The sequence below is a fragment of the Blautia sp. 1001283B150304_161114_C9 genome, assembly GCF_015668165.1.
Lineage (GTDB): Bacteria > Bacillota > Clostridia > Lachnospirales > Lachnospiraceae > Blautia_A > Blautia_A wexlerae.
Genome location: NZ_JADPGO010000010.1, coordinates 1 through 19,693 on the forward strand (window position 1 = coordinate 1; position 19,693 = coordinate 19,693).

The 19,693-nt window shown below is 41.9% G+C and carries 19 protein-coding genes and 2 riboswitches; of the genes, 13 read left to right on the top strand and 6 right to left on the bottom strand.

Translation table 11 applies throughout. The annotated features are described in order from the left end of the window. Positions 1-131: 131 nt before the first annotated feature. From I4V44_RS06885 to I4V44_RS06930, 10 genes are all read left to right on the top strand, one after another. Complete coding sequence (locus I4V44_RS06885) at positions 132-338, top strand: ABC transporter permease (RefSeq protein WP_055199855.1); 207 nt, start codon at positions 132-134, stop codon at positions 336-338. A gap of 26 nt (positions 339-364) precedes the next feature. Then, positions 365-757 (top strand): amidohydrolase family protein, encoded by a 393-nt coding sequence (locus I4V44_RS06890; RefSeq protein WP_055199854.1) that lies wholly within the window; start codon positions 365-367, stop codon positions 755-757. A 50-nt stretch (positions 758-807) separates the two neighbouring features. Beyond that, positions 808-1,737 carry a dipeptidase gene (locus I4V44_RS06895; protein WP_165858220.1) on the top strand — a complete coding sequence of 310 codons (930 nt, stop codon included), beginning with the start codon at positions 808-810 and terminating at the stop codon, positions 1,735-1,737. Between the two features lie 141 nt (positions 1,738-1,878). Then, positions 1,879-2,607, top strand: a complete 729-nt coding sequence (locus tag I4V44_RS06900) for a histidine phosphatase family protein (RefSeq protein ID WP_055199852.1) — start codon at positions 1,879-1,881, stop codon at positions 2,605-2,607. Between the two features lie 152 nt (positions 2,608-2,759). Beyond that, positions 2,760-3,695: an alpha/beta hydrolase gene (locus tag I4V44_RS06905; protein WP_055199898.1), complete on the top strand. Its 936-nt coding sequence runs from the start codon at positions 2,760-2,762 to the stop codon at positions 3,693-3,695. Between the two features lie 117 nt (positions 3,696-3,812). Further along, a complete protein-coding gene (locus tag I4V44_RS06910; protein ID WP_055199897.1) occupies positions 3,813-5,633 on the top strand; it encodes a DUF6320 domain-containing protein in 1,821 nt (606 codons plus the stop codon). 45 nt (positions 5,634-5,678) lie between these two features. Next, positions 5,679-5,787, top strand: a riboswitch (TPP riboswitch). Positions 5,788-6,040: 253 nt separating this feature from the next. Next, positions 6,041-6,244: a sulfur carrier protein ThiS gene (thiS, locus tag I4V44_RS06915; protein WP_118330834.1), complete on the top strand. Its 204-nt coding sequence runs from the start codon at positions 6,041-6,043 to the stop codon at positions 6,242-6,244. A gap of 51 nt (positions 6,245-6,295) precedes the next feature. Then, entirely contained in the window at positions 6,296-7,075 is a 780-nt protein-coding gene (locus tag I4V44_RS06920) for a thiazole synthase (RefSeq protein ID WP_008707074.1), read from the top strand. Between the two features lie 266 nt (positions 7,076-7,341). After that, positions 7,342-8,583: a 2-iminoacetate synthase ThiH gene (gene thiH, locus I4V44_RS06925; RefSeq protein ID WP_008707072.1), complete on the top strand. Its 1,242-nt coding sequence runs from the start codon at positions 7,342-7,344 to the stop codon at positions 8,581-8,583. A 1-nt stretch (position 8,584) separates the two neighbouring features. Continuing rightward, positions 8,585-9,160 carry a thiamine phosphate synthase gene (locus tag I4V44_RS06930; protein WP_020993274.1) on the top strand — a complete coding sequence of 192 codons (576 nt, stop codon included), beginning with the start codon at positions 8,585-8,587 and terminating at the stop codon, positions 9,158-9,160. Positions 9,161-9,219: 59 nt separating this feature from the next. Here the strand turns inward: I4V44_RS06930 and thiC are convergent, their stop codons facing one another. From thiC to I4V44_RS06945, 3 genes are all read right to left on the bottom strand, one after another. Then, the gene (gene thiC / locus I4V44_RS06935) at positions 9,220-10,530 is read right to left on the bottom strand and encodes a phosphomethylpyrimidine synthase ThiC (protein WP_008707069.1); all 1,311 of its coding nucleotides are present in this window, start codon (positions 10,528-10,530) and stop codon (positions 9,220-9,222) included. A gap of 314 nt (positions 10,531-10,844) precedes the next feature. After that, positions 10,845-10,953: riboswitch (TPP riboswitch) on the bottom strand. A gap of 101 nt (positions 10,954-11,054) precedes the next feature. After that, entirely contained in the window at positions 11,055-12,062 is a 1,008-nt protein-coding gene (locus I4V44_RS06940; RefSeq protein WP_020993273.1) for a fibronectin type III domain-containing protein, read from the bottom strand. Positions 12,063-12,228: 166 nt separating this feature from the next. Then, positions 12,229-12,507 (bottom strand): type II toxin-antitoxin system HicB family antitoxin, encoded by a 279-nt coding sequence (locus tag I4V44_RS06945; RefSeq protein ID WP_008707065.1) that lies wholly within the window; start codon positions 12,505-12,507, stop codon positions 12,229-12,231. 124 nt (positions 12,508-12,631) lie between these two features. On the opposite strand from I4V44_RS06945, the gene I4V44_RS06950 reads away from it, so the two are divergent. After that, entirely contained in the window at positions 12,632-13,438 is an 807-nt protein-coding gene (locus I4V44_RS06950; RefSeq protein ID WP_008707063.1) for a DNA-3-methyladenine glycosylase family protein, read from the top strand. 68 nt (positions 13,439-13,506) lie between these two features. Further along, the gene (locus I4V44_RS06955) at positions 13,507-13,797 is read left to right on the top strand and encodes a hypothetical protein (RefSeq protein WP_008707062.1); all 291 of its coding nucleotides are present in this window, start codon (positions 13,507-13,509) and stop codon (positions 13,795-13,797) included. Between the two features lie 139 nt (positions 13,798-13,936). Here the strand turns inward: I4V44_RS06955 and I4V44_RS06960 are convergent, their stop codons facing one another. Next, positions 13,937-14,584, bottom strand: a complete 648-nt coding sequence (locus I4V44_RS06960; protein WP_008707061.1) for an endonuclease III domain-containing protein — start codon at positions 14,582-14,584, stop codon at positions 13,937-13,939. Between the two features lie 378 nt (positions 14,585-14,962). Here I4V44_RS06960 and I4V44_RS06965 point away from each other — a divergent pair, with 378 nt between their 5' ends. Continuing rightward, positions 14,963-16,174 carry an MBL fold metallo-hydrolase gene (locus I4V44_RS06965; RefSeq protein WP_118409207.1) on the top strand — a complete coding sequence of 404 codons (1,212 nt, stop codon included), beginning with the start codon at positions 14,963-14,965 and terminating at the stop codon, positions 16,172-16,174. 185 nt (positions 16,175-16,359) lie between these two features. Here the strand turns inward: I4V44_RS06965 and I4V44_RS06970 are convergent, their stop codons facing one another. Then, positions 16,360-18,627 (bottom strand): glycogen/starch/alpha-glucan phosphorylase, encoded by a 2,268-nt coding sequence (locus I4V44_RS06970; RefSeq protein ID WP_118409206.1) that lies wholly within the window; start codon positions 18,625-18,627, stop codon positions 16,360-16,362. 169 nt (positions 18,628-18,796) lie between these two features. Further along, positions 18,797-19,684 (bottom strand): AraC family transcriptional regulator, encoded by an 888-nt coding sequence (locus tag I4V44_RS06975; protein WP_022380938.1) that lies wholly within the window; start codon positions 19,682-19,684, stop codon positions 18,797-18,799. Positions 19,685-19,693: the final 9 nt, after the last annotated feature.

Here is a 19,693-nt window from a genome sequence, read left to right on the forward strand (position 1 = left end):
GTCGGAAAGCCGTGTGAGGGAGAACCTCATGCACGGTTTGATGAGGGGCGGATGAAAATTTCATCCGCCTACTCTACACAGAGTTTTGCCGGAAATCTGAAGAGAAGCAAAGTCATCGAGGAGGAAGAACAATGAACATCAAGAAAATTTTAAAACCTGTTTTGTCGATTGTGCTTGCTCTGGTGCTCGGAGCAGCCGTGATCGCGATGGTGGGAGAGAATCCGCTGAGTGTTTACAGATCTATGCTGCTTGGAGCGTTCGGAAGCAAAATGAGCATACAGAAGGATTCCTGCTGGAAACCTGCCCGCATTATCTGGAGTTTACAGATGAAAAACTGAAAGGGGAACAGGGGGCGTTATATACCATGACGCCGCCTCTGCGCAAACAGAAAGATACGGATCTGCTGTGGGACGGGATTCAGACAAGGATGCTGTATCTCTTTTCCGAAGGCGTGAAGAAACGCGGACTGTCCATGAAAAGATTTGTGGAACTCACATCAGAAAATGCAGCAAGATTTTACCACAGATATCCTCAGAAAGGCTGTATTCAGCCGGGAAGTGATGCGGATCTTGTACTGATCACAGAAAAAGAAAATACCAAAATTCATGTAGAAAACAGAAAAAGCAACCTGGATTACACCATTTATGAGGGAAAACAGTTAGAAGGTAAAATTCAGATAGTAATCAAGTCTGGACAAACCGTATATAAGAATGGTAAGCTGAATGCAGAAAAAGGTTCAGGAAAATATCTGGTATAGTTATTTGGAAAATAATGTACCAGGATAAAAGAAAGGAACAGGCGGATAAAATGAATTATTTTGACTGTCATGTAGATACACTGACTGAAATTTTAAAACCAGGAGATACACTGGATGAAAATTCCTGCAATCTGGATCTGAAAAGAGTGGGAAACTTTGTAGAGAATTACACACAGATTTTTGCAATCTGGAAAGATGCGGTGAAGCTGGACAAAGAGGAACCGGACAGGGATTTTTTTCGTCTTTATGACCGTGCTATGGCATATCTTGCAGAAGAAAACCGCAAGATCGCTCTGTGCCTGACCGGAGAAGAAATGGAAAAAGCACACAGGCAGAGAAAAGCAGCGGCATTTTTATCTATTGAGGATTTATCCATTATGGGTAAATATGTAGAAAAGATCCGGGAAATGGGATTTCGCTTCGCAATGCTGACCTGGAATTATGAAAATGAATATGCCTGCGGAGCAGCCGCAGATCAGGCCAAGGGTCTGACTGCCAGAGGAAAAGAAATGGTAAAAGTCCTGACGGATCAGGGAATCGTGATGGATATTTCCCATCTGTCAGATCAGGGAGTGGAAGATCTGTTTCAATTGACAGACAGACCGGTCATGGCTTCTCACTCTGATATCAGAGAAGTGTGGGATGCGCCGAGAAACCTTCAGAAAGTACATCTGAAAGAGCTGATCTCCAGAAAAGGAATCATAGGAATGAATTTCTTCGCACCGTTCGTTGGTGAGAAACCACAGATATCTGACCTTCTGAAACATATGGATGCAGTGCTGGAAATGGGCGGAGAAGACTGCCTTGCCATTGGAAGCGATTTCGACGGCTGCGACGGACTCTTCCCGGCACACATAGAAGGTGTCCAGTCTATGCCATTTTTAAGAGAAGAACTTCTGAAACACGGTTTTACAGAAGAACTGACAGAAAAGATTTTCTATAAAAATGCACACAGATTTGTAATGGAAAATGTAAAATAAAACAGAGTAGAAAAATAATGAATCACAGGAGTTGTTCTGTGATGAATTAATTCGTTTATGAGGTATTGGGAGTAAAATATTTTTCGCTCCGGATATCGCATAAACATATACATAAGTGACTTGGAAAGGAAAGAAATACAAATGAAATTAGTGATCGTACGACACGGGGACCCGGATTATTCCATTGATTCTCTGACAGAAAAAGGATGGAAAGAAGTGGAATATCTGTCGGAGAGATTGGCGAAACTTGATGTAAAAGAGTTTTATGTTTCCCCTCTTGGAAGAGCAAGAGACACCGCCTCTCTTACCTTAAAAAAGATGAACCGGACAGCAACAGAATGTGACTGGTTACAGGAATTTAATGTCCTGATCGACCGCCCGGACATCACGGACAGAAAGAAAATCCTGTGGGACTGGCTGCCACAGGACTGGACACAGGACGAGAGATTTTATCAGTATGATCACTGGTTTGAAAACGAAAGATTACAGAAATCAGACGCCAAAGGCTATTATGATTATGTAACCGGAAAATTTGATCAACTTCTGGCTGAGCATGGATATGTCCGTGAAGGACACTATTACAGAGTTACAAAGGCAAACGATGACACACTGGTATTCTTCTGCCATTTCGGACTGGAATGTGTACTTCTCAGTCATCTGATGAGCGTATCTCCTATGGTACTCTGGCATGGACTGTGTGCGGCGCCAAGCTCTGTGACAACCGTAAACACAGAAGAAAGACGGGAAGGAATCGCAAGCTTCCGTGTCAGTGCATTTGGAGACATTTCCCATTTATATGTACATGATGAACCACCTGCATTTGCTGCAAGATTCTGTGAAATGTACAGCAATGAGGATGAACGTCATTAAGTATAAGCAGTATGTGAAATGATCCGCCTGGTTGTGTGCTATAGGACAAAGGATTTTTATGCCTGCTTATAGTGACGCAACGGGCGTTACCGGATAATAAATAAATGCTTATATAGTCAGAAAGGAAATAAGAAATATTGATATCAAAGACAATGAAAACAATTCTGCATACACTGTCGTATGGAAATATAGAAGTGGATTCTTCCAGAAAACTGGCAGATCTGAAACAACTGGATGCTATGCGGATTTTTGTAAAAAAGCTGGATGCGAAAGTTTATAACGGAGATCATGCCGTGCCGATCCGCCTGTATTTCCCGACAGAGGAAGCAATGCAGGCAGGGATTGTAGAGGGCAATATATTTCCAATCCTGCTGTTTTTTCATGGCGGTGGCTGGGTAACGGAAAGCGTGGAAAATTATGACCGTGTCTGCTCCAGAATGGCACAGGCAACAGCACATATTGTAGTTTCCGTAGAATACAGGCTTGCTCCGGAACACAAATTCCCGGTTCCCCTGGAGGACTGCTATGCGGCAGCAAAAGCTCTCTACTCGAATGAGCTGATCTTAAATACAGACCCTGAGAAAATCACGATCGTGGGTGACAGTGCAGGTGGAAACCTGACAGCAGCCGTATGCCTGATGGCAAGAGACAGAGGCGACTTCACACCCAAACGCCAGATTCTCATCTATCCGGCACTTGGAAACTGTTATACAGAAGAATCTCCTTATCCATCCGTACACGAAAATGGAAGCGATTATCTCCTGACAGCAGTAAAAATGGAAGATTATCTTACCTTATACCAGAGAACCGAAGAGGACAGACAAAATCCATATTTTGCTCCGATTCTGGAAAATAATCTGAAAGATTTACCGGAAACTCTGGTCCTCACAGCAGAATATGACCCTCTCAGGGATGAAGGGGAAGCATATGCAAAGAACCTGGAAGAAGCCGGAAATCATGTAAAACTCCACAGGATTCATGGTGCCTTCCATGGATTTTTCGCGCTGGGAATCAAGTTTCTGCATGTACAGGAGAGTTTTAAATATATCAACGAATTTTTGAACAAGAGTTATGAAAAGATACTCTGATTACACTTTCTGTTTATTCAGACAGCAGTTATAGAGGGCAGGGCAGTTTTCTGTTTTATCTATGAGGGAGTATCAAAGATATAAAATATGCAAGATGAAAAAGAAAGCAGGGAAACTATGGATACAGGATATTCGAAATGGAGAAAACTGGATAATGCGGCACTGGCATTTCCTCTGGTGACAGGAAAAGACGATACCAGAGTCTTTCGGTTCTACTGTCAGCTAAAAGAAAAGGTTGACGGGGAAATCCTGCAAAGCGCACTGGATCAGGCAATGGAAAAATATCCGCTGTTTCAGGCAGTTCTGAGAAAAGGTCTGTTCTGGTTTTATCTGGAGCACAGAAGTCTGAGAGCCGTTGTAAAACAGGAGACAGAGCCGCCATGCAGCCGTTTGTATATTCCGGATAAAAAATCCCTTTTGTTTCAGGTCAGCTATGATAAAAACAGAATCAATTTTGAAGTATTTCATGCACTGACAGACGGTACAGGAGCTATGCATTTTCTCCAGGAACTGGTACAGAATTACCTGATCCTTGCACATCCGGAAAGCAATCTTCCAAGGATAGAAAATGCAGAAGAAATCACGCACGGAGACAAAGAAGAAGACAGCTTTTCCCAGTATTATTCCTCAGATATACCGAAGGACAAAGAAAAGAAAAAAGCAGCGGTAAAGCTGAAAGGGGAGAAGCTGGTTCATTCAGATATGCACATTACAGAAGTGGTTCTTTCTGTAAAAGATATCCACCAGAGAGCCCGTTCCTATGGTGTCTCCATCACGATCCTGCTGACCGCCATGATGCTGTGTTCCATTCGGGAAGAAGTACCGAAGAATCAGCAGAAACGCCCCATAGCTTTGATGATCCCGGTAAATCTGAGAAACTATTTTCCATCTCAGTCCATGACCAACTTCTTTGGATGGATCGAGGTTGGTTATACTTTTTCAGATACAACAACTTTTGAAGAAGTTCTGGCAGATGTGAAACGGCAGTTTGAACAGGAACTGGCAAAAGAAAAAATCGCCATGCATATGAGCGGATATGTGCGCATCGAAAAGAATCCACTGGTACGTGTTGTACCGCTGGAAATCAAGAAATACTTTCTGATGATCGGAGCAAACCTGGGAAGCAGAAGCATCACAGCAGTTTATTCCAACATTGGAATTATCCGCTTTCCGGAAGAGTATAAAGAATATATTCAGCATTTCGGAATTTTTGCAAGCACCAATTCTCTTCAGATGTGTTCCTGCTCTTACGGAGATGAGATGGTTCTGGGATTCACCTCCAAGATACCGGATGACAGCATCCAGAGAAATTTCCAGAGAATGCTGAGTGAAGAAAACGTTTCACACAGAGAATTAAAAAATGAATTTCCAGGATATGGAGAGAGACAGAAACTGGAGAAAAAAGAAAACCAGAAAGTGGTTCAGACCTTTAGTTTTCTGTGTCTTGCGATTGCGGTAATCTGCGGAATGATCAATTTCATGACAGCCGGATCACTGGACTGGTTCTGGTTTGCAGGAGCAGGCTGTGCCTGTGCGTGGCTGGTAGTTATGGTAGCATATTTTAAACGCAGGAATATTCTGAAGAATGAAATGTGGCAGCTTTTACTCATATCAGTAATTGCGATCCTATGGGACCGGTTTACCGGATGGAAGGGCTGGTCTGTGGATTTTGTGATTCCTTTCGGGATATTGGCAGTGCAGTTTTCTGTTCCTGTGATCGCAAAAATAAACCGTCTGGAAAGGGAAGAATATCTGTTTTATCTTGTACAGGCCGGAATTGCAGGACTGATTCCGATGATATTGGTTTGGACTGGAATTGTGCAGTTTGCCGTACCTTCAGTAATCTGTGCCGGAATCAGTTTTCTGACATTGGCTGCACTGTTTATCTTCTGCAAGAAGGATACGATGCGGGAGTTTCATAAGAAACTGAGGATGTAGAAATATGGTCTTGACACACATGGGATAAAAGATTATACTTTATCCATGTAAAGAAAGGGGAGCTTGTGAGTGCAGGCTGAGAGGAAGTCATCAACTTCGACCCATATACCTGATTTGGATAATGCCAACGTAGGAACCTATAAGATATGATTTTAAAGGGAGATGACTGGCATCTCCTTTTTATTTATCTCATGCATTTGAAGAAATTCAGCTGTCCGGTAATCAATCTGTAATAAGTGAGAGAAAACCGGGGGCTTACAGGGAAATTTACATTATAACAGATGAATATTGGGAAAGATGAGAGTGAACAGAGTTCATGAAGGGGTGCACCACCGCGGGTGTATTCTTTTGTGGACTCTTTTTTATGTTGTAGAGGCCAGACCTTCTTTTCCCGGAAAGGAGAAAGTATGCTTGTTACTGTTAATGGAAAAACAAAAGAATTGCAGAATACTCTTACAATAGAGCAATATCTGGAGGAAAACAGCTATGTGCCCAGCCAGATTGCAGTAGAATTAAATGAAAGAATTCTGTCAAAAGCCGAGTACAGCACTACTGTTTTACATGAAAATGACATACTGGAAATAGTCAGCTTCATGGGAGGTGGAAGATAAACAGGAATATCCTGATATCACATTATAATATACGAAAGAAGGACTTAAATTATGAGTACAAATAATGAAGACAAACTGATTCTGGGAGGTCATGAATTTACTTCCCGTTTTATTCTGGGATCCGGAAAATTTTCTCTGGATCTGGTGAAAGCATGTATTGAAAAGGCAGATGCGCAGATCATCACTCTGGCTCTGCGTCGTGCCAATGAAGGTGGACTGGCAAATATTCTGGACTATATTCCGAAAAATGTTACTCTTCTTCCCAATACTTCAGGTGCCAGAAATGCAGAAGAAGCAGTTCGTATTGCCAGACTTTCCAGAGAAATCGGATGCGGTGATTTCGTAAAGATCGAAGTGATCCATGATTCAAAATATCTGCTTCCGGATAACTATGAAACTGTTAAAGCTACAGAAATTCTTGCAAAAGAAGGATTTGTAGTAATGCCTTATATGTACCCGGATCTGAATGCAGCCAGAGATCTGGTAAATGCCGGAGCTGCCTGCATCATGCCGCTGGGTTCTCCGATCGGCTCTAATAAAGGTCTGTGCACTAAGGAATTTATCCAGATTTTGATTGACGAAATTGAGCTCCCAATCATTGTAGATGCAGGAATCGGACGTCCTTCTCAGGCGTGTGAAGCCATGGAGATGGGGGCATCTGCAGTTATGGCAAATACTGCGATTGCCACAGCAGGTGATGTGCAGATAATGGCTGAAGCATTTAAAAAAGCTATTGAAGCAGGACGAAGTGCATACCTTGCCGGACTGGGAAGAACCCTGGAAAAAGGTGCAAGCGCATCCTCTCCACTGACTGGTTTTCTTCATGAGTAATAAATAAAAAATCATTCTAAAATGAGATTTTTGATTATAGCAATCCTCGTAAATAATGCATTTAAGACAGTTCAGCAGCGTGCGAAAGACAAGGAAGATATCTGCAGGCGTGCTGACGCACGGCAAAGATATCTGACGCAGGATTTCACACTCTGATGGGCTGGATTAAGATGCATTATTTTAGAGGATTGCTATAACTGCGGAGTAGGTATTAATTTATAGGAAAACGAAAGTTACTAAATGGTAATAAAGAGGAGAAAACATCAATGGAAACAACAGAAAAAAATATGGAACATGGGGAACACTTCAACGAAAGTATTGTCAATGAAGTGATTCTGGAAGATATGAAAAAGAACAGGATCGATCATATGAAATATCTTCCGGGAATGGAAGTACTGGAAGAATCAGACGTGATGGATCAGGTTATTTCTGCCATGAATGCTTACGATTATGATAAATATACAGAGGCAGATGTACGCAGGGCACTTGCTCATGATAACCGTACACCAGAGGATTTTCAGGCACTGCTGTCTCCGGCTGCATTGCCTCTTCTGGAGGAAATCGCACAGGCTGCGCAGAAAGAAACTAGGAAACATTTTGGGAACAGTGTGTATATGTTTACCCCTATTTATATTGCAAATTACTGTGAGAATTACTGTATTTACTGCGGATTTAACTGCCATAATAAGATCCGCAGAGCAAAGCTGAATGCAGAAGAGATTGATAAGGAAATGGCTGCTATCGCAAAGACAGGACTGCAGGAAATCCTGATTCTTACAGGAGAGAGCAGAGCAAAATCTGATGTAAAATATATCGGAGAAGCATGTAAGATTGCCCGGAAATATTTCAAAGTAATCGGACTTGAAGTTTATCCTATGAATTCAGATGAGTATGCACATCTCCATGAATGCGGAGCTGATTATGTAACGGTATTCCAGGAGACTTATAATTCAGATAAGTATGAAACTCTGCATCTTGCAGGGCACAAGCGTATATTTCCTTATCGTCTGAACGCACAGGAACGTGCTTTAAAGGGTGGTATGCGAGGAGTAGGATTTGCTGCACTTCTGGGACTGGATGATTTCCGTAAGGATGCTTTTGCCACCGGATATCATGCATATCTTTTGCAGAGAAAATATCCTCATGCAGAGATTGCATTTTCCTGTCCGAGACTTCGGCCGATCATCAACAATGACCGTATTAATCCTATGGATGTACATGAACCACAGCTGCTTCAGGTGGTCTGCGCCTATCGTCTGTTCATGCCATTTGCAAGCATTACGGTATCTACCAGAGAGTGTGAGCGTGTACGCGATAACCTGGTTGGAATTGCTGCGACAAAGATTTCAGCAGGAGTCAGCACAGGAATCGGAAGTCATGTGGAGGATATCGAAGATAAAGGAGATGACCAGTTTGAGATTTCAGACGGAAGGTCTGTAGATGAAGTCTATAAGGCACTTTTGGATCATGATCTTCAGCCGGTTATGAATGATTATGTGTACCTCTAAAATGCAGAAAAATCCTTATGAAAATGTAATTGCAGTTACCAACCGCTCCCTGTGTCAGCGTCCCTTTGCAGAACAGATCGAGCGTGTATGCAGCCTTCATCCGAAGGCGGTTATTCTGAGGGAAAAGGATCTGCCGGAGGAAGAATATTCTCGTCTGGCAGAGCAGATACTGGAAATCTGTAAGAGATATCAGGTTCCCTGCATATTACATACCTATGTAAACGTAGCAGAAAAACTGCATCATCCATACATTCATCTGCCAATATTTCTGTTGGAAAAATATGAGGGAAAGCTTGGAGGTTTCCGGCAGATCGGAAGTTCGGTCCACTCCGTAGAAGATGCATTGAAAGCAGAAAGTCTGGGAGCTGATTATCTTACGGCAGGACATATTTATACAACTGACTGTAAAAAAGGACTTCCACCCAGAGGACTGGAATTTCTGGAGAATGTCTGTAAAGCAGTAAAGATTCCTGTATATGCCATAGGAGGGATACATCCGGGAACAGGACAGTTAAATGAGATTATGGAACATGGTTCAGCCGGTGGATGTATTATGTCAGATATGATGAAGATATAGTAAATAAAAAGCCGTATTTCAACAATCAAACATGTTGAAATACGGCTTTTATAAAAGCATCATTCATCAAAAATAGTAACAATTTCACCATCCAGAATACGGTTTGTATTCTTTACGGCACAGAAGTTTCCGCACATACTGCAGGTGTCTTCTTTCTCAGGTTTGGCCTCTGCGCGGTAGCGTCTTGCTTTCTCAGGATCCATGCTGAGTTTGAACATTTCTTCCCAGTCAAGACGTTTTCTCGCTTCGCTCATCTTATAATCCCATTCTGCGGCACCGGGAACTCCTTTGGCAATATCAGCAGCATGAGCAGCAATTTTGGCAGCAATAATTCCCTCTTTTACATCAGCTGCATTTGGCAGACGAAGATGTTCTGCAGGTGTTACATAGCAGAGGAAAGCAGCACCTGAATAAGCAGCAATCGCACCGCCGATTGCGGAAGTAATGTGGTCATATCCGGGAGCAACATCTGTTACAAGCGGTCCAAGTACATAGAAAGGAGCGCCATGGCAAAGAGTTTTCTGGATCTCCATATTAGCTGCGATCTGGTTCAGCGGCATGTGGCCAGGTCCCTCGATCATAACCTGAACATCCTTTTCCCATGCACGTTTGGTAAGCTCACCGAGAGTGATCAGCTCTTCAATCTGTGCAGTATCAGTTGCATCTGCAATACATCCGGGACGACATGCATCTCCCAGACTTAAAGTGATATCATACTCTCTGCAGATATCAAGAATTTCATCAAAATGTTCATAGAACGGGTTCTCTTTTCCTGTCATTTCCATCCATGCGAACATAATAGAACCACCTCTGGAAACAATGTTCATGAGACGTTTATTCTGTTTGAAACGTGCTGCGGTTGCACGATTCATACCGCAGTGGATAGTCATAAAATCCACGCCGTCTTCTGCATGCATACGTACGATATCAATCCACTCTTCAGAAGTAATCTTGCCAAGTGCTTTGTGATAATATACTACTGCGTCGTAGATCGGAACAGTACCGATCATTGCCGGACATTCGGATGTAAGTTTGCGGCGGAAGCTTCTGGTATCTCCGTAGGAGCTGAGATCCATGATGGCTTCTGCACCCATTTCTACTGCTGAATGTACCTTTTCATATTCCATATCAACGTCTTTCCAGTCTCTGGAAACACCTAAATTTACATTGATCTTGGTGGTCAGCTTTGCACCGACACCGCTCGGACTGATGCTCTTGTGATTTTTGTTGCAGGGAATAATTACCTGTCCTTTTGCAATCAGTTCTCTTAATTCTTCCACGTCAAAGTGTTCTTTTTCTGCTACGATTTCCATCTGTGGTGTGATGATTCCCTGACGTGCCGCGTCCATCTGCGTTGTATACTGTGTCATTTTTTCCTCCTTGCCCTGCACTGTGGGCTCTTAATTGCTGCACATAGTAATAGATAAACAGCAATATTAAATGAACTGCGCCTCCTGCATATAGCAGGGACTTGCACCTGCGCATATTCGTAAGTTTTTAAGTAAACTACTGGTGTGACAGAGAGTGGTGCCCCCGGTCTGTCGTGGCAATATTTTATTGCCTTTCAGGCGTGTGAAATCATTTGCCTGACTATTTATCCGCAATTAAAACAGGGGGGAGATAATATGATATGTCCGTTCAGAGTAAAAGGAAAACTGCAATACGCCAACAAGCATATTGCAGTGTGGAAGAACTATAACTTTCCCTACGTTGGCATTATCCAAATCAGGTAATGGGTTAAAGCGATACAGCTTACTCTCAGCCCGTTTACACAAGCACCCCTTGTCTCAATTACAATCAGTGTATCACTTAGATATGGGAAAGTCAATATAAAATTTTGGCTACGTCATTGATAACGTAGCCGGATTTATGCAATTGCTATGGATAACTATGGTCAGACTAAGGACATATTATAGGCTTTGGAATCAGAATGCCATACTTTGTTTTTCACTTTTTTATTGGCAATTACCTTAATGCCATACTTGGTATTCTTTTTCATTCCGGTGAGTGTAAAGAAATTGGAAGTTGTTGTTTTTACTTTTTTGAAAGAACTGCTTCCCGGATATTTTATGTAAATACTGTAATTGTCTGCACCGGCAGTTCTGTTCCATTTTACGCTCATGGAGCTGTTTGTGTTGCCTGCTTTCTGAAGAGTGATGACATTGGAAATATATCTGTCCGTAGAGGTTGAACTTACATACCGTTTATTTCCCAGAACCAGGTAAGGGTAAATCTTCACCTGATAAAATGTATTGCCGGATATTGGAATGGTAAAGGAATATCTGGTATTAAAATATTTAGTTATAAGTTTGTGGGCTGCAGAACTCTGGTATACAACCTTATAACCTGTAATGGAGTTTGAAGGGTTTACAGTCTGCATATTGAAGGTATATCTGCCGGTTGATGCATAGGAAGATTTAATCTTTACCTTTGAATAAAGCGTGGTACATCCCACAGTACGGGAAGAAATCGCAATGCCGGATGAATTCAGTGCTGTGATTTTAATAACGTAAGCAGTTCCTGCTTTTAGCTTATTGATCTTAGCTTTGTTGCGGGTATTGCCAATATAGCCGAGAAAACGATAGGAAGAGGAACTTAAAGGGCTGATATTGACAGCATATTTGGAAGCATTGGTAACAGGGTTCCACTGAATAGTTACAGAATTCTCGGAAGCTGCTGTCTGTCTGATCCCTGGCTGGGCGGTAAGAGAAGCGCAGGCATTCTGTGCATCGGATGATTCAATGGCAGGGGTGTCAGAATCGTCACTTTGAGCCTGTTCCACAGATTGTTCAGCGGGTGCCAGCTGTGCTGTGGCTGCGAATACAGAGGAAGCGGACGATAACGTGAGAACAGCACTGAGTGCAATACTCACAAAGAATTTTTTAAAACTTCTTGCTTTCATAGTAAAACCTCCTTTTGAAGTGCAAAACGAGAGAAAAAAATTGTTTTGCAGATAGTACACCGAAGTGTGTCTGAGCAGATTTAAATAATAAAAAAGCTCCGTTAATGTTTGATTTATTGTAACATAACGGAGCTGAATTTCTGTAATTTGTCGTTGCGGGTAGTGGTTACTCATCCCATCCGTCATACATACGGATATTGACCTGAATATTTCTTACAATATCTCCCTCCAGCAGATCCAGATCGGATTCGTCGGAAATTGCAGGGAGATCCATTTCATCTTCCATTACTTCTGCATAAATCCAGTTATAAGCAGCCTCGTTTGCATTATCGATCGCATCGTCGAGAGTGTCGCCTTCAGCTTCACAACAGGCAAGATCCGGAAAAAATGCTTTATATCTGCCTTCTTCATTTTTGCGGAAAACCGCAGGATATATAAATTTCATTGGTAAGAACCCCTTTCTGCTTTACGTTTATACTTAGAATAGTATATAATACATTCATATATTCATCAAGAAAAAAAAGAGTTATTAGTAACATTGGTAACAGAAGGATAAGGGGTTATATAGTATGCTGACAATAGAAATGGATAATTTTGACCTGGGGCAGATCTGCAGATCCGGGCAGTGCTTTCGGATGGATCAGATCGGTGATGATCGTTACCGGGTGATTGCGGGAGATAAATATCTGGAACTGACTCAGGAGAGAGGAATTGTCAATTTCTTTTGTCCGGAAGAAGATTTCATTTTCTTCTGGATCCGGTATTTTGATCTGGATTGTGATTACAGTGAATATATAAACATGATCAATCCAAGGGATAAATATCTGACAGCAGCAGGAGAGATGGGAAGCGGAATCCGCATTCTGCAACAGGATCTGTGGGAGATGATTATTTCATTTCTGATCTCTCAACAGAATAATATTACAAGAATAAAGAAGTGTATTGAAAATATCAGCCGGGAATTTGGAGTAAGAAAAACAAGCAGCACAGGTGCAGAATATTATGCGTTTCCGACTGCAGAGGCATTGGCTTTGGCAACGGAAGAACAGCTTCGGGAGTGCAATCTGGGATACAGAGCAAAATATGTGCTGGACACAGCCAGAAAAGTCTGTTTCGGAGATATTTCACTTAACAGTCTGCATGATATGACTTATAAAGCTGCACGAAAAGAACTGCTGGGACTGTATGGAGTTGGTGAGAAAGTAGCTGACTGTATCTGTCTTTTCGGATTGCATCAGCTGGATGCATTTCCTGTAGATACTCACATCCGCCAGGCGTTGGATGCTCATTATAAACGGGGATTTCCAAACAGACGTTATAAGGGCTGCCGGGGCGTGATGCAGCAGTATATATTTTATTATGAACTGATGAAGTAACAATTCTGCAGATAACGATGGAATAGTTATTTGATGAAGGTCAGAAAACAAAGAGGAGGAATGTTATTATGGAAATCGGAGCAATGTTAGACGAATTAAGAGAAAAAGCGCTGAAAGACCGTAACATCTGGCAGGAACTGATGGACACCAGAAAGGCAGAACAGCCGCTTGCCGCTTTCTGCGCGAAGTGTCGGGAACTGGGATATCAGATTTATGAGATGGATATGATCACAGCCGGAGAAGAATTTTATGCTACCATGCGAAGAAGTACCAACGGTGGAGGTGAAAACTCTCCGAAGCTTGCAGGGGAAGACGATTTCTATGAACTTTTCTTCGCAAGCCTTGAGGAGCACATTTAGGCAAATAAGAAAGTCCTCATCTGCTGAGCTAGAGCATTTTTCAAACACGCTCTGGTTAAAGAAACACAGAGATGGGGATTTTCTTTGGGATAATGTGTATAATGGTATGGATTATTTTGGTTATATGTGTATAAAGTAATTATTCCTGGCTGTCTACACCATTTTTTTCACAGATATCATTCAGACAGCACCTGTCACAGTAAGGTTTAGTGCGTGCTGTACAGACATCGCGGCCATGATTGACCAGGCGGTGACAGAGATCATTGCCTTCTTCGGGCGGAATGATTTTCCATAAAGCCATTTCTACTTTCTTAGGTTCTTTCATATTATCGACCAGACCGATGCGGTTGGAGAGACGGATGCAATGGGTATCTGTCACGATCGCCGGTTTGCCGAATACATCTCCCATAATCAGATTGGCACTCTTTCTTCCAACTCCGGGAAGTTTCAGCAGAGCATCAAAATCCCCGGGAACATTGTCATGATACTGTTCGTGGAGGATTTTCATGCAGGCACTGATATCTCTTGCTTTACTCTTACCCAGACCACAGGGACGTACGATTGATTCGATATCTGCAACATCTGCATTTGCAAGAGCTTCTACAGTAGGGAACTTTGCATACAGATCCTGTACAACTACATTTACTCTTGCATCTGTACATTGTGCAGCCAGACGCACACTTACCAGTAATTTCCATGCATTATCATAATCCAGAGTGCAGTCTGCATCAGGATATTCCTTTTTTAACCGTTCAATGACCTCGAGAGCCAGTTCCTGTTTTGTCATAAGTGTTCTATCTCCATTCTGCTGATATTTTATATTTGTTTTTCCTCAGGTGTATTTGAAAAATCATTCTCACAAATTGTGACACACATCTTGCAAAAAACATTTTTCAAACACGCTCTTTTATTTCGGATGAGTTACTGTTTACTCTGTTCTCAGTAACGCAGCCAAAATTCATTCCAGATTGCCTGCGGCAATGGGATTTTGGCTTGTATGTCTCGGGATTTTGGCATATTTATGCTAAAACACCTTGCGGAATAGTGATATGTGAACAGTAACCAGTAATCATACGACACTATAATAACACAAACAACACCCTCTTGCATTTCCAATTTCCCTATATTAAAATAAAATTAACCATTGTAAACAAGAGGGAAAAGAATGAAGGTACGAATGTATAATGTAGGTTTCGGAGACTGCTTCTGTCTCCGGGACAGAAAGAAGAGTCTGCTGGTAGATTTCGGAACAAATAACAGCAGGATAGAGGGGCGCCCCAGAAGAGAAATATTTGATGTGATCATCTCAGATCTGTCTACGATCAAGAGTAAAAATCTGCTTCTGACACATTTTCATATGGATCATCTGTCAGGGCTTCTTTATATGATGAAGAAAAAAGATATTTCTGTTGACTTTGGGAAAATTTATCTTCCCGATGTTTTTTCAAAAAAAGAAATGAGCAGAACACTGGTGTTGCTGCTTCTGGCAGATTTGTTAAAAGAATCCGGATTGCCAAGCCGTCAGGTCAGCCTGTTTGCACTGGTGGATGCACTTCTGGAGAACAAACAGAACGTGGAACTGTTAAGCAGGGGAAAACTGTTTGAAAACAAATATCAGGCACTCTGGCCGGATACAGATGTAATCTGGAAGGAGACGGACGAAGTCTATAACAGAATCTGTGAAGACGGGAAATTTAAAGAAGTAATGGATGTTCTGCTTGAATTTGCAGAGAAACTGAGACTGATCGTATGGTCTATGACTGCTGAAGGCAATAAACCGGCGGAAACTGTGGAAAAAGAAACAGATTTAACAGCATCTGAGCTGACAGAACAGCCGGAGGTCCGTCAGAAAATTATCCGGGCATATGTGTATGAGCGTGAATTTCGCAGAATCAAAGCACTTCCTGATTTTAAGAAACTGCTGGCATGGCTGAATGAGAATCAGATAAATCTGCGGCAGTTCAAACATAAGATCAGTATTGTGTTCCAGAATGCCAGAGACGGAGAATTAAATCTTTTGTTTACCGGGGATGCACAGCCTGAGCATCTGAAAATGATCGCAGAGAACTATGATGGAAAATTGCCATTATACGAACATTACTGGTGTATCAAGGTGCCCCATCATGGAACACAGGGACATTATTTTGATTTCTCTCAGTATGAACCTGAAAATATGCTAATCTCTAATGGAATCCATTTTGCCAACAGCAAGAAAGAGTCAAAAGAACTCCGTACTTCACCGCTCTATGGAGGCTTGTTTTATATCCCGGATACTCATATGTACTGTTCAAACTGTGACTGCTGCGACAGTTATGAGAACGGATGTTCCTGTAAGGAGGCGGATGTTATCTCTCCTGCTTATTACAAGGATATATAAAGCGGTATATTTTGCTCGGATTCGGTTGCCGTAGTTATAGTCTGATTTGAATTAACACAGTGGGAGATTTTTATGATTTTATGATCTGATAAACATAAAACAGCAGACATCTGTATATTCCATCGAATATACAATGCCTGCTGTTTGTTTTTTACAGAATTTATATGATCACAAATTTTATTGGATTATTTTGCCGGTGTCAGGTGCCAGATATCGTTGTTGTACTGTTCGATAGTTCTGTCAGAAGAGAAGAATCCGGCTTTTGCAATATTAACCAGCATCTTCTTTGCCCATGTTTTTCTGTCTGCGTAATCAGCCAGTGCCTGATCTTTCTTCTCAACATAATCGTTGAAGTCAAGCAGTGTCATAAACCAGTCTTTGCTTACCAGTTCGTGGTGCAGTCTTTCGAGATTTTCTTTGTGGCCAAGTGCCAGCATCTTTTCACTTACAATGAAGTCAACACATTCCTTGATGCGTTTGTCATTTTCATAAATATCTCTGGAGCAGTAGTCAGCTTTCTCGTAATGTGCGATAACTTTCTCACTGGATTCACCGAAGATATAGATGTTATCTTCACCAACCAGTTCGCTGATCTCAACATTAGCGCCATCCATAGTTCCCAGAGTAACGGCACCGTTCAGCATGAACTTCATGTTACCTGTACCACTTGCTTCTTTGGAAGCCAGGGAGATCTGCTCAGAAATATCGCATGCAGGGAATAATTTTTCGGCTGCGGATACATTGTAGTTTTCAACCATAACAAGCTTCATGTATGGTGCAACTTCCGGATCATCTTTGATGAGATCCTGGAGTGTGAGCAGAAGATGAATGATATCCTTTGCGATCACATAAGCAGGAGCTGCTTTTGCACCAAAGATAAAGGTTACAGGCTGAGATGGTTTTTTGCCACCCTTAATCTCCAGATATTTGCTGATGATGTACAGAGCATTTAACTGCTGGCGTTTGTACTCATGGAGACGTTTGATCTGGATATCATAGATGCTGTTCTCATTAATTTCAACACCTGTGTTAGAGAGGATAAATTCTTTACAGGTTTTCTTAGCTTCTGTTTTGATCTCAAGAAGCTTGTTCAGAACTGCCTCATCATCCTTATATTTCAGGAGATTTTCCAGAGCAGTTGCATTTGTTTTAAACTCATCACCGATCAGAGAGGTAATATAGTCTGTCAGTGGATGATTGCAGTGCATTAACCAGCGGCGGAATGTGATACCGTTAGTTTTGTTGTTGAATTTCTCCGGATAAATATCATAGAAAGCTTTCAGCTCGCTTGTTTTCAGGATTTCTGTATGCAGGGCAGCAACACCGTTGATGGAGAATCCATAGTGGATATCCATATGTGCCATGTGAACCAGGTTGTTCTTGTCGATGATGGCTACATTTTCCTGAGGATATTTTGCTTTGATCTTTTCATCCAGCTTTTCGATGATTGGTACAAGGTGAGGAACTACATCAAGAAGGTAGTCCATTGGCCATTTTTCCAGAGCCTCTGCAAGGATAGTATGGTTTGTGTAAGCACATACTTTGGATACGATTTCAGCAGCTTCATCAAAGGCGATTCCACGTTCTGTCAGGAGACGGATCAGTTCAGGAATGATCATACTTGGGTGAGTATCGTTGATCTGGATCACTGCGTAGTCTGCAAGGTCATGCAGATTGCAGCCTTTCTTTGTTGCCTCGTCAAGAATGAACTGTGCAGCATTGGATACCATGAAGTACTGCTGGAAGATACGGAGTTTACGTCCGTCATCATCGCTGTCATCCGGATACAGGAACAGTGTCAGGTTGTGAAGGATGTCCTTTTTGTTAAAGGAAATTCCATCGTGAACCATAGATTCGTCTGCCAGATCGATGTCAAATAAGTGCAGATGAATGGATTTGTTATTGTAGCCTGCAACGTCGATATCGTACAGGGAAGATTTTAGTGAGAATCCGCGGAACGGTACAGTATAGGAAACACCTGCAGGTGTGAGCCAGCTGTGTTTTTCAATCCATGGGTTCGGAGTTTCTTTCTGAAGTCTGTTCTCAAAGAGCTGTTTGAAAAGACCCAGATGATAATTCAGACCAATACCTTCGCCCGGAAGACCGAGAGTTGCGATGGAATCCAGGAAGCATGCTGCCAGACGTCCAAGACCACCGTTTCCAAGAGATGGTTCCGGTTCAACTTCTTCGATGTCAGCGATGGCTTTTCCATTCTCTTTTAAGAATGCAGCAACATCATCATAGATTCCCAGATTGATCAGGTTGTTGGATAATAATTTACCGATCAGGAATTCTGCGGAAATGTAATAGATTTTCTTCTTTCCATTCTGATAGCCTTTTTCAAAGAGCTGATTTTTTGTATAGATTAATAATGCGTTGTAAATTTCTTCATTTGTGCACTGGCGTGCATTTTTCTTATACAGGTCATAGATGAGCTTTTCTAAATTTTCCATCGTAATCTCCCTTTCTGAAATAAATATGTGTTTTTTATGAGTTAGATTGCTTATTTTTTTAGGTTTGAATAGTGTATTGTTTTGGGTTATATCAGTAAGAGAAGTTCTCTTGCTGACATCTATAACTATATCAGCAGTCTATTCAAAAAAATACAACAAAATTGCGATTTTATGACAGGTTTCTGCGAAACTTATGAGGAGACATTCCGGTTGCCTGCTGGAACTTCTTGATGAAATAGCTGGTGTTGTTGAAACCTACTTCCAGTGCGATCTCTGTGACAGAGGAGTCGGAATGCAGAAGCAGAGGCTTGGCTTTCTCGATGCGCAGGTCATTGATGTAGGCGATCAGAGTCTTGCCGGTATATTGCTTAAACAGTTTCATAAAGTAGTATTCGCTGTAATTGGAGAGCGCAGTGAGCTCTGCCGCGGTCAGTGACTGTGAATAATTGAGGTTGATGTAGTCCAGGATCTTTTTAATAGAAGCAAGACTTTTGTTCTCTTCCTTATCTGCGGGAGTGATGTAATTTCCCATGAGCATTTCGTAGAAAAAGCTGAAGAACAGAGCCTTTAATTTTACGAAATAATACGGCTTTTTTTCTTTATGGCAGGAATGGATCCTGTCAAAAAGCAGGCAGATATTCCCATAATTGTCATCAGATCTGGAAATAATATGGGTAAATTCCGCCTGATTATCCATCAACAGGGAAATGACACGTTCCTGACATAAATCTCCCGCCGGGCCTGACAGAAAGTTCAGGTCAAAAACAATACTACGGAAATAAAGGATATTCTTCAGATCTGTTTTTATGCCATGGAGAACCCCACGGTTCACAATGATCAGGTCACCGGCCTTGACGCGGAGGATCTCTTTATTCAGACGGACCAGTCCGCTGCCAGATTCAATATAGATCAGTTCCATCTCGTCATGCCAGTGGTTGTAGAGGGAATGGAAGATTTCGCAGTTGTCTGTATAAGTTTCTATGGGAAGTTCAAAGGAGCCGTGAGAACTTCGTTCTTTCAGGGTATCATCTACTTCGATCGTGGGAGTAACTGGCATGGAAAGCGC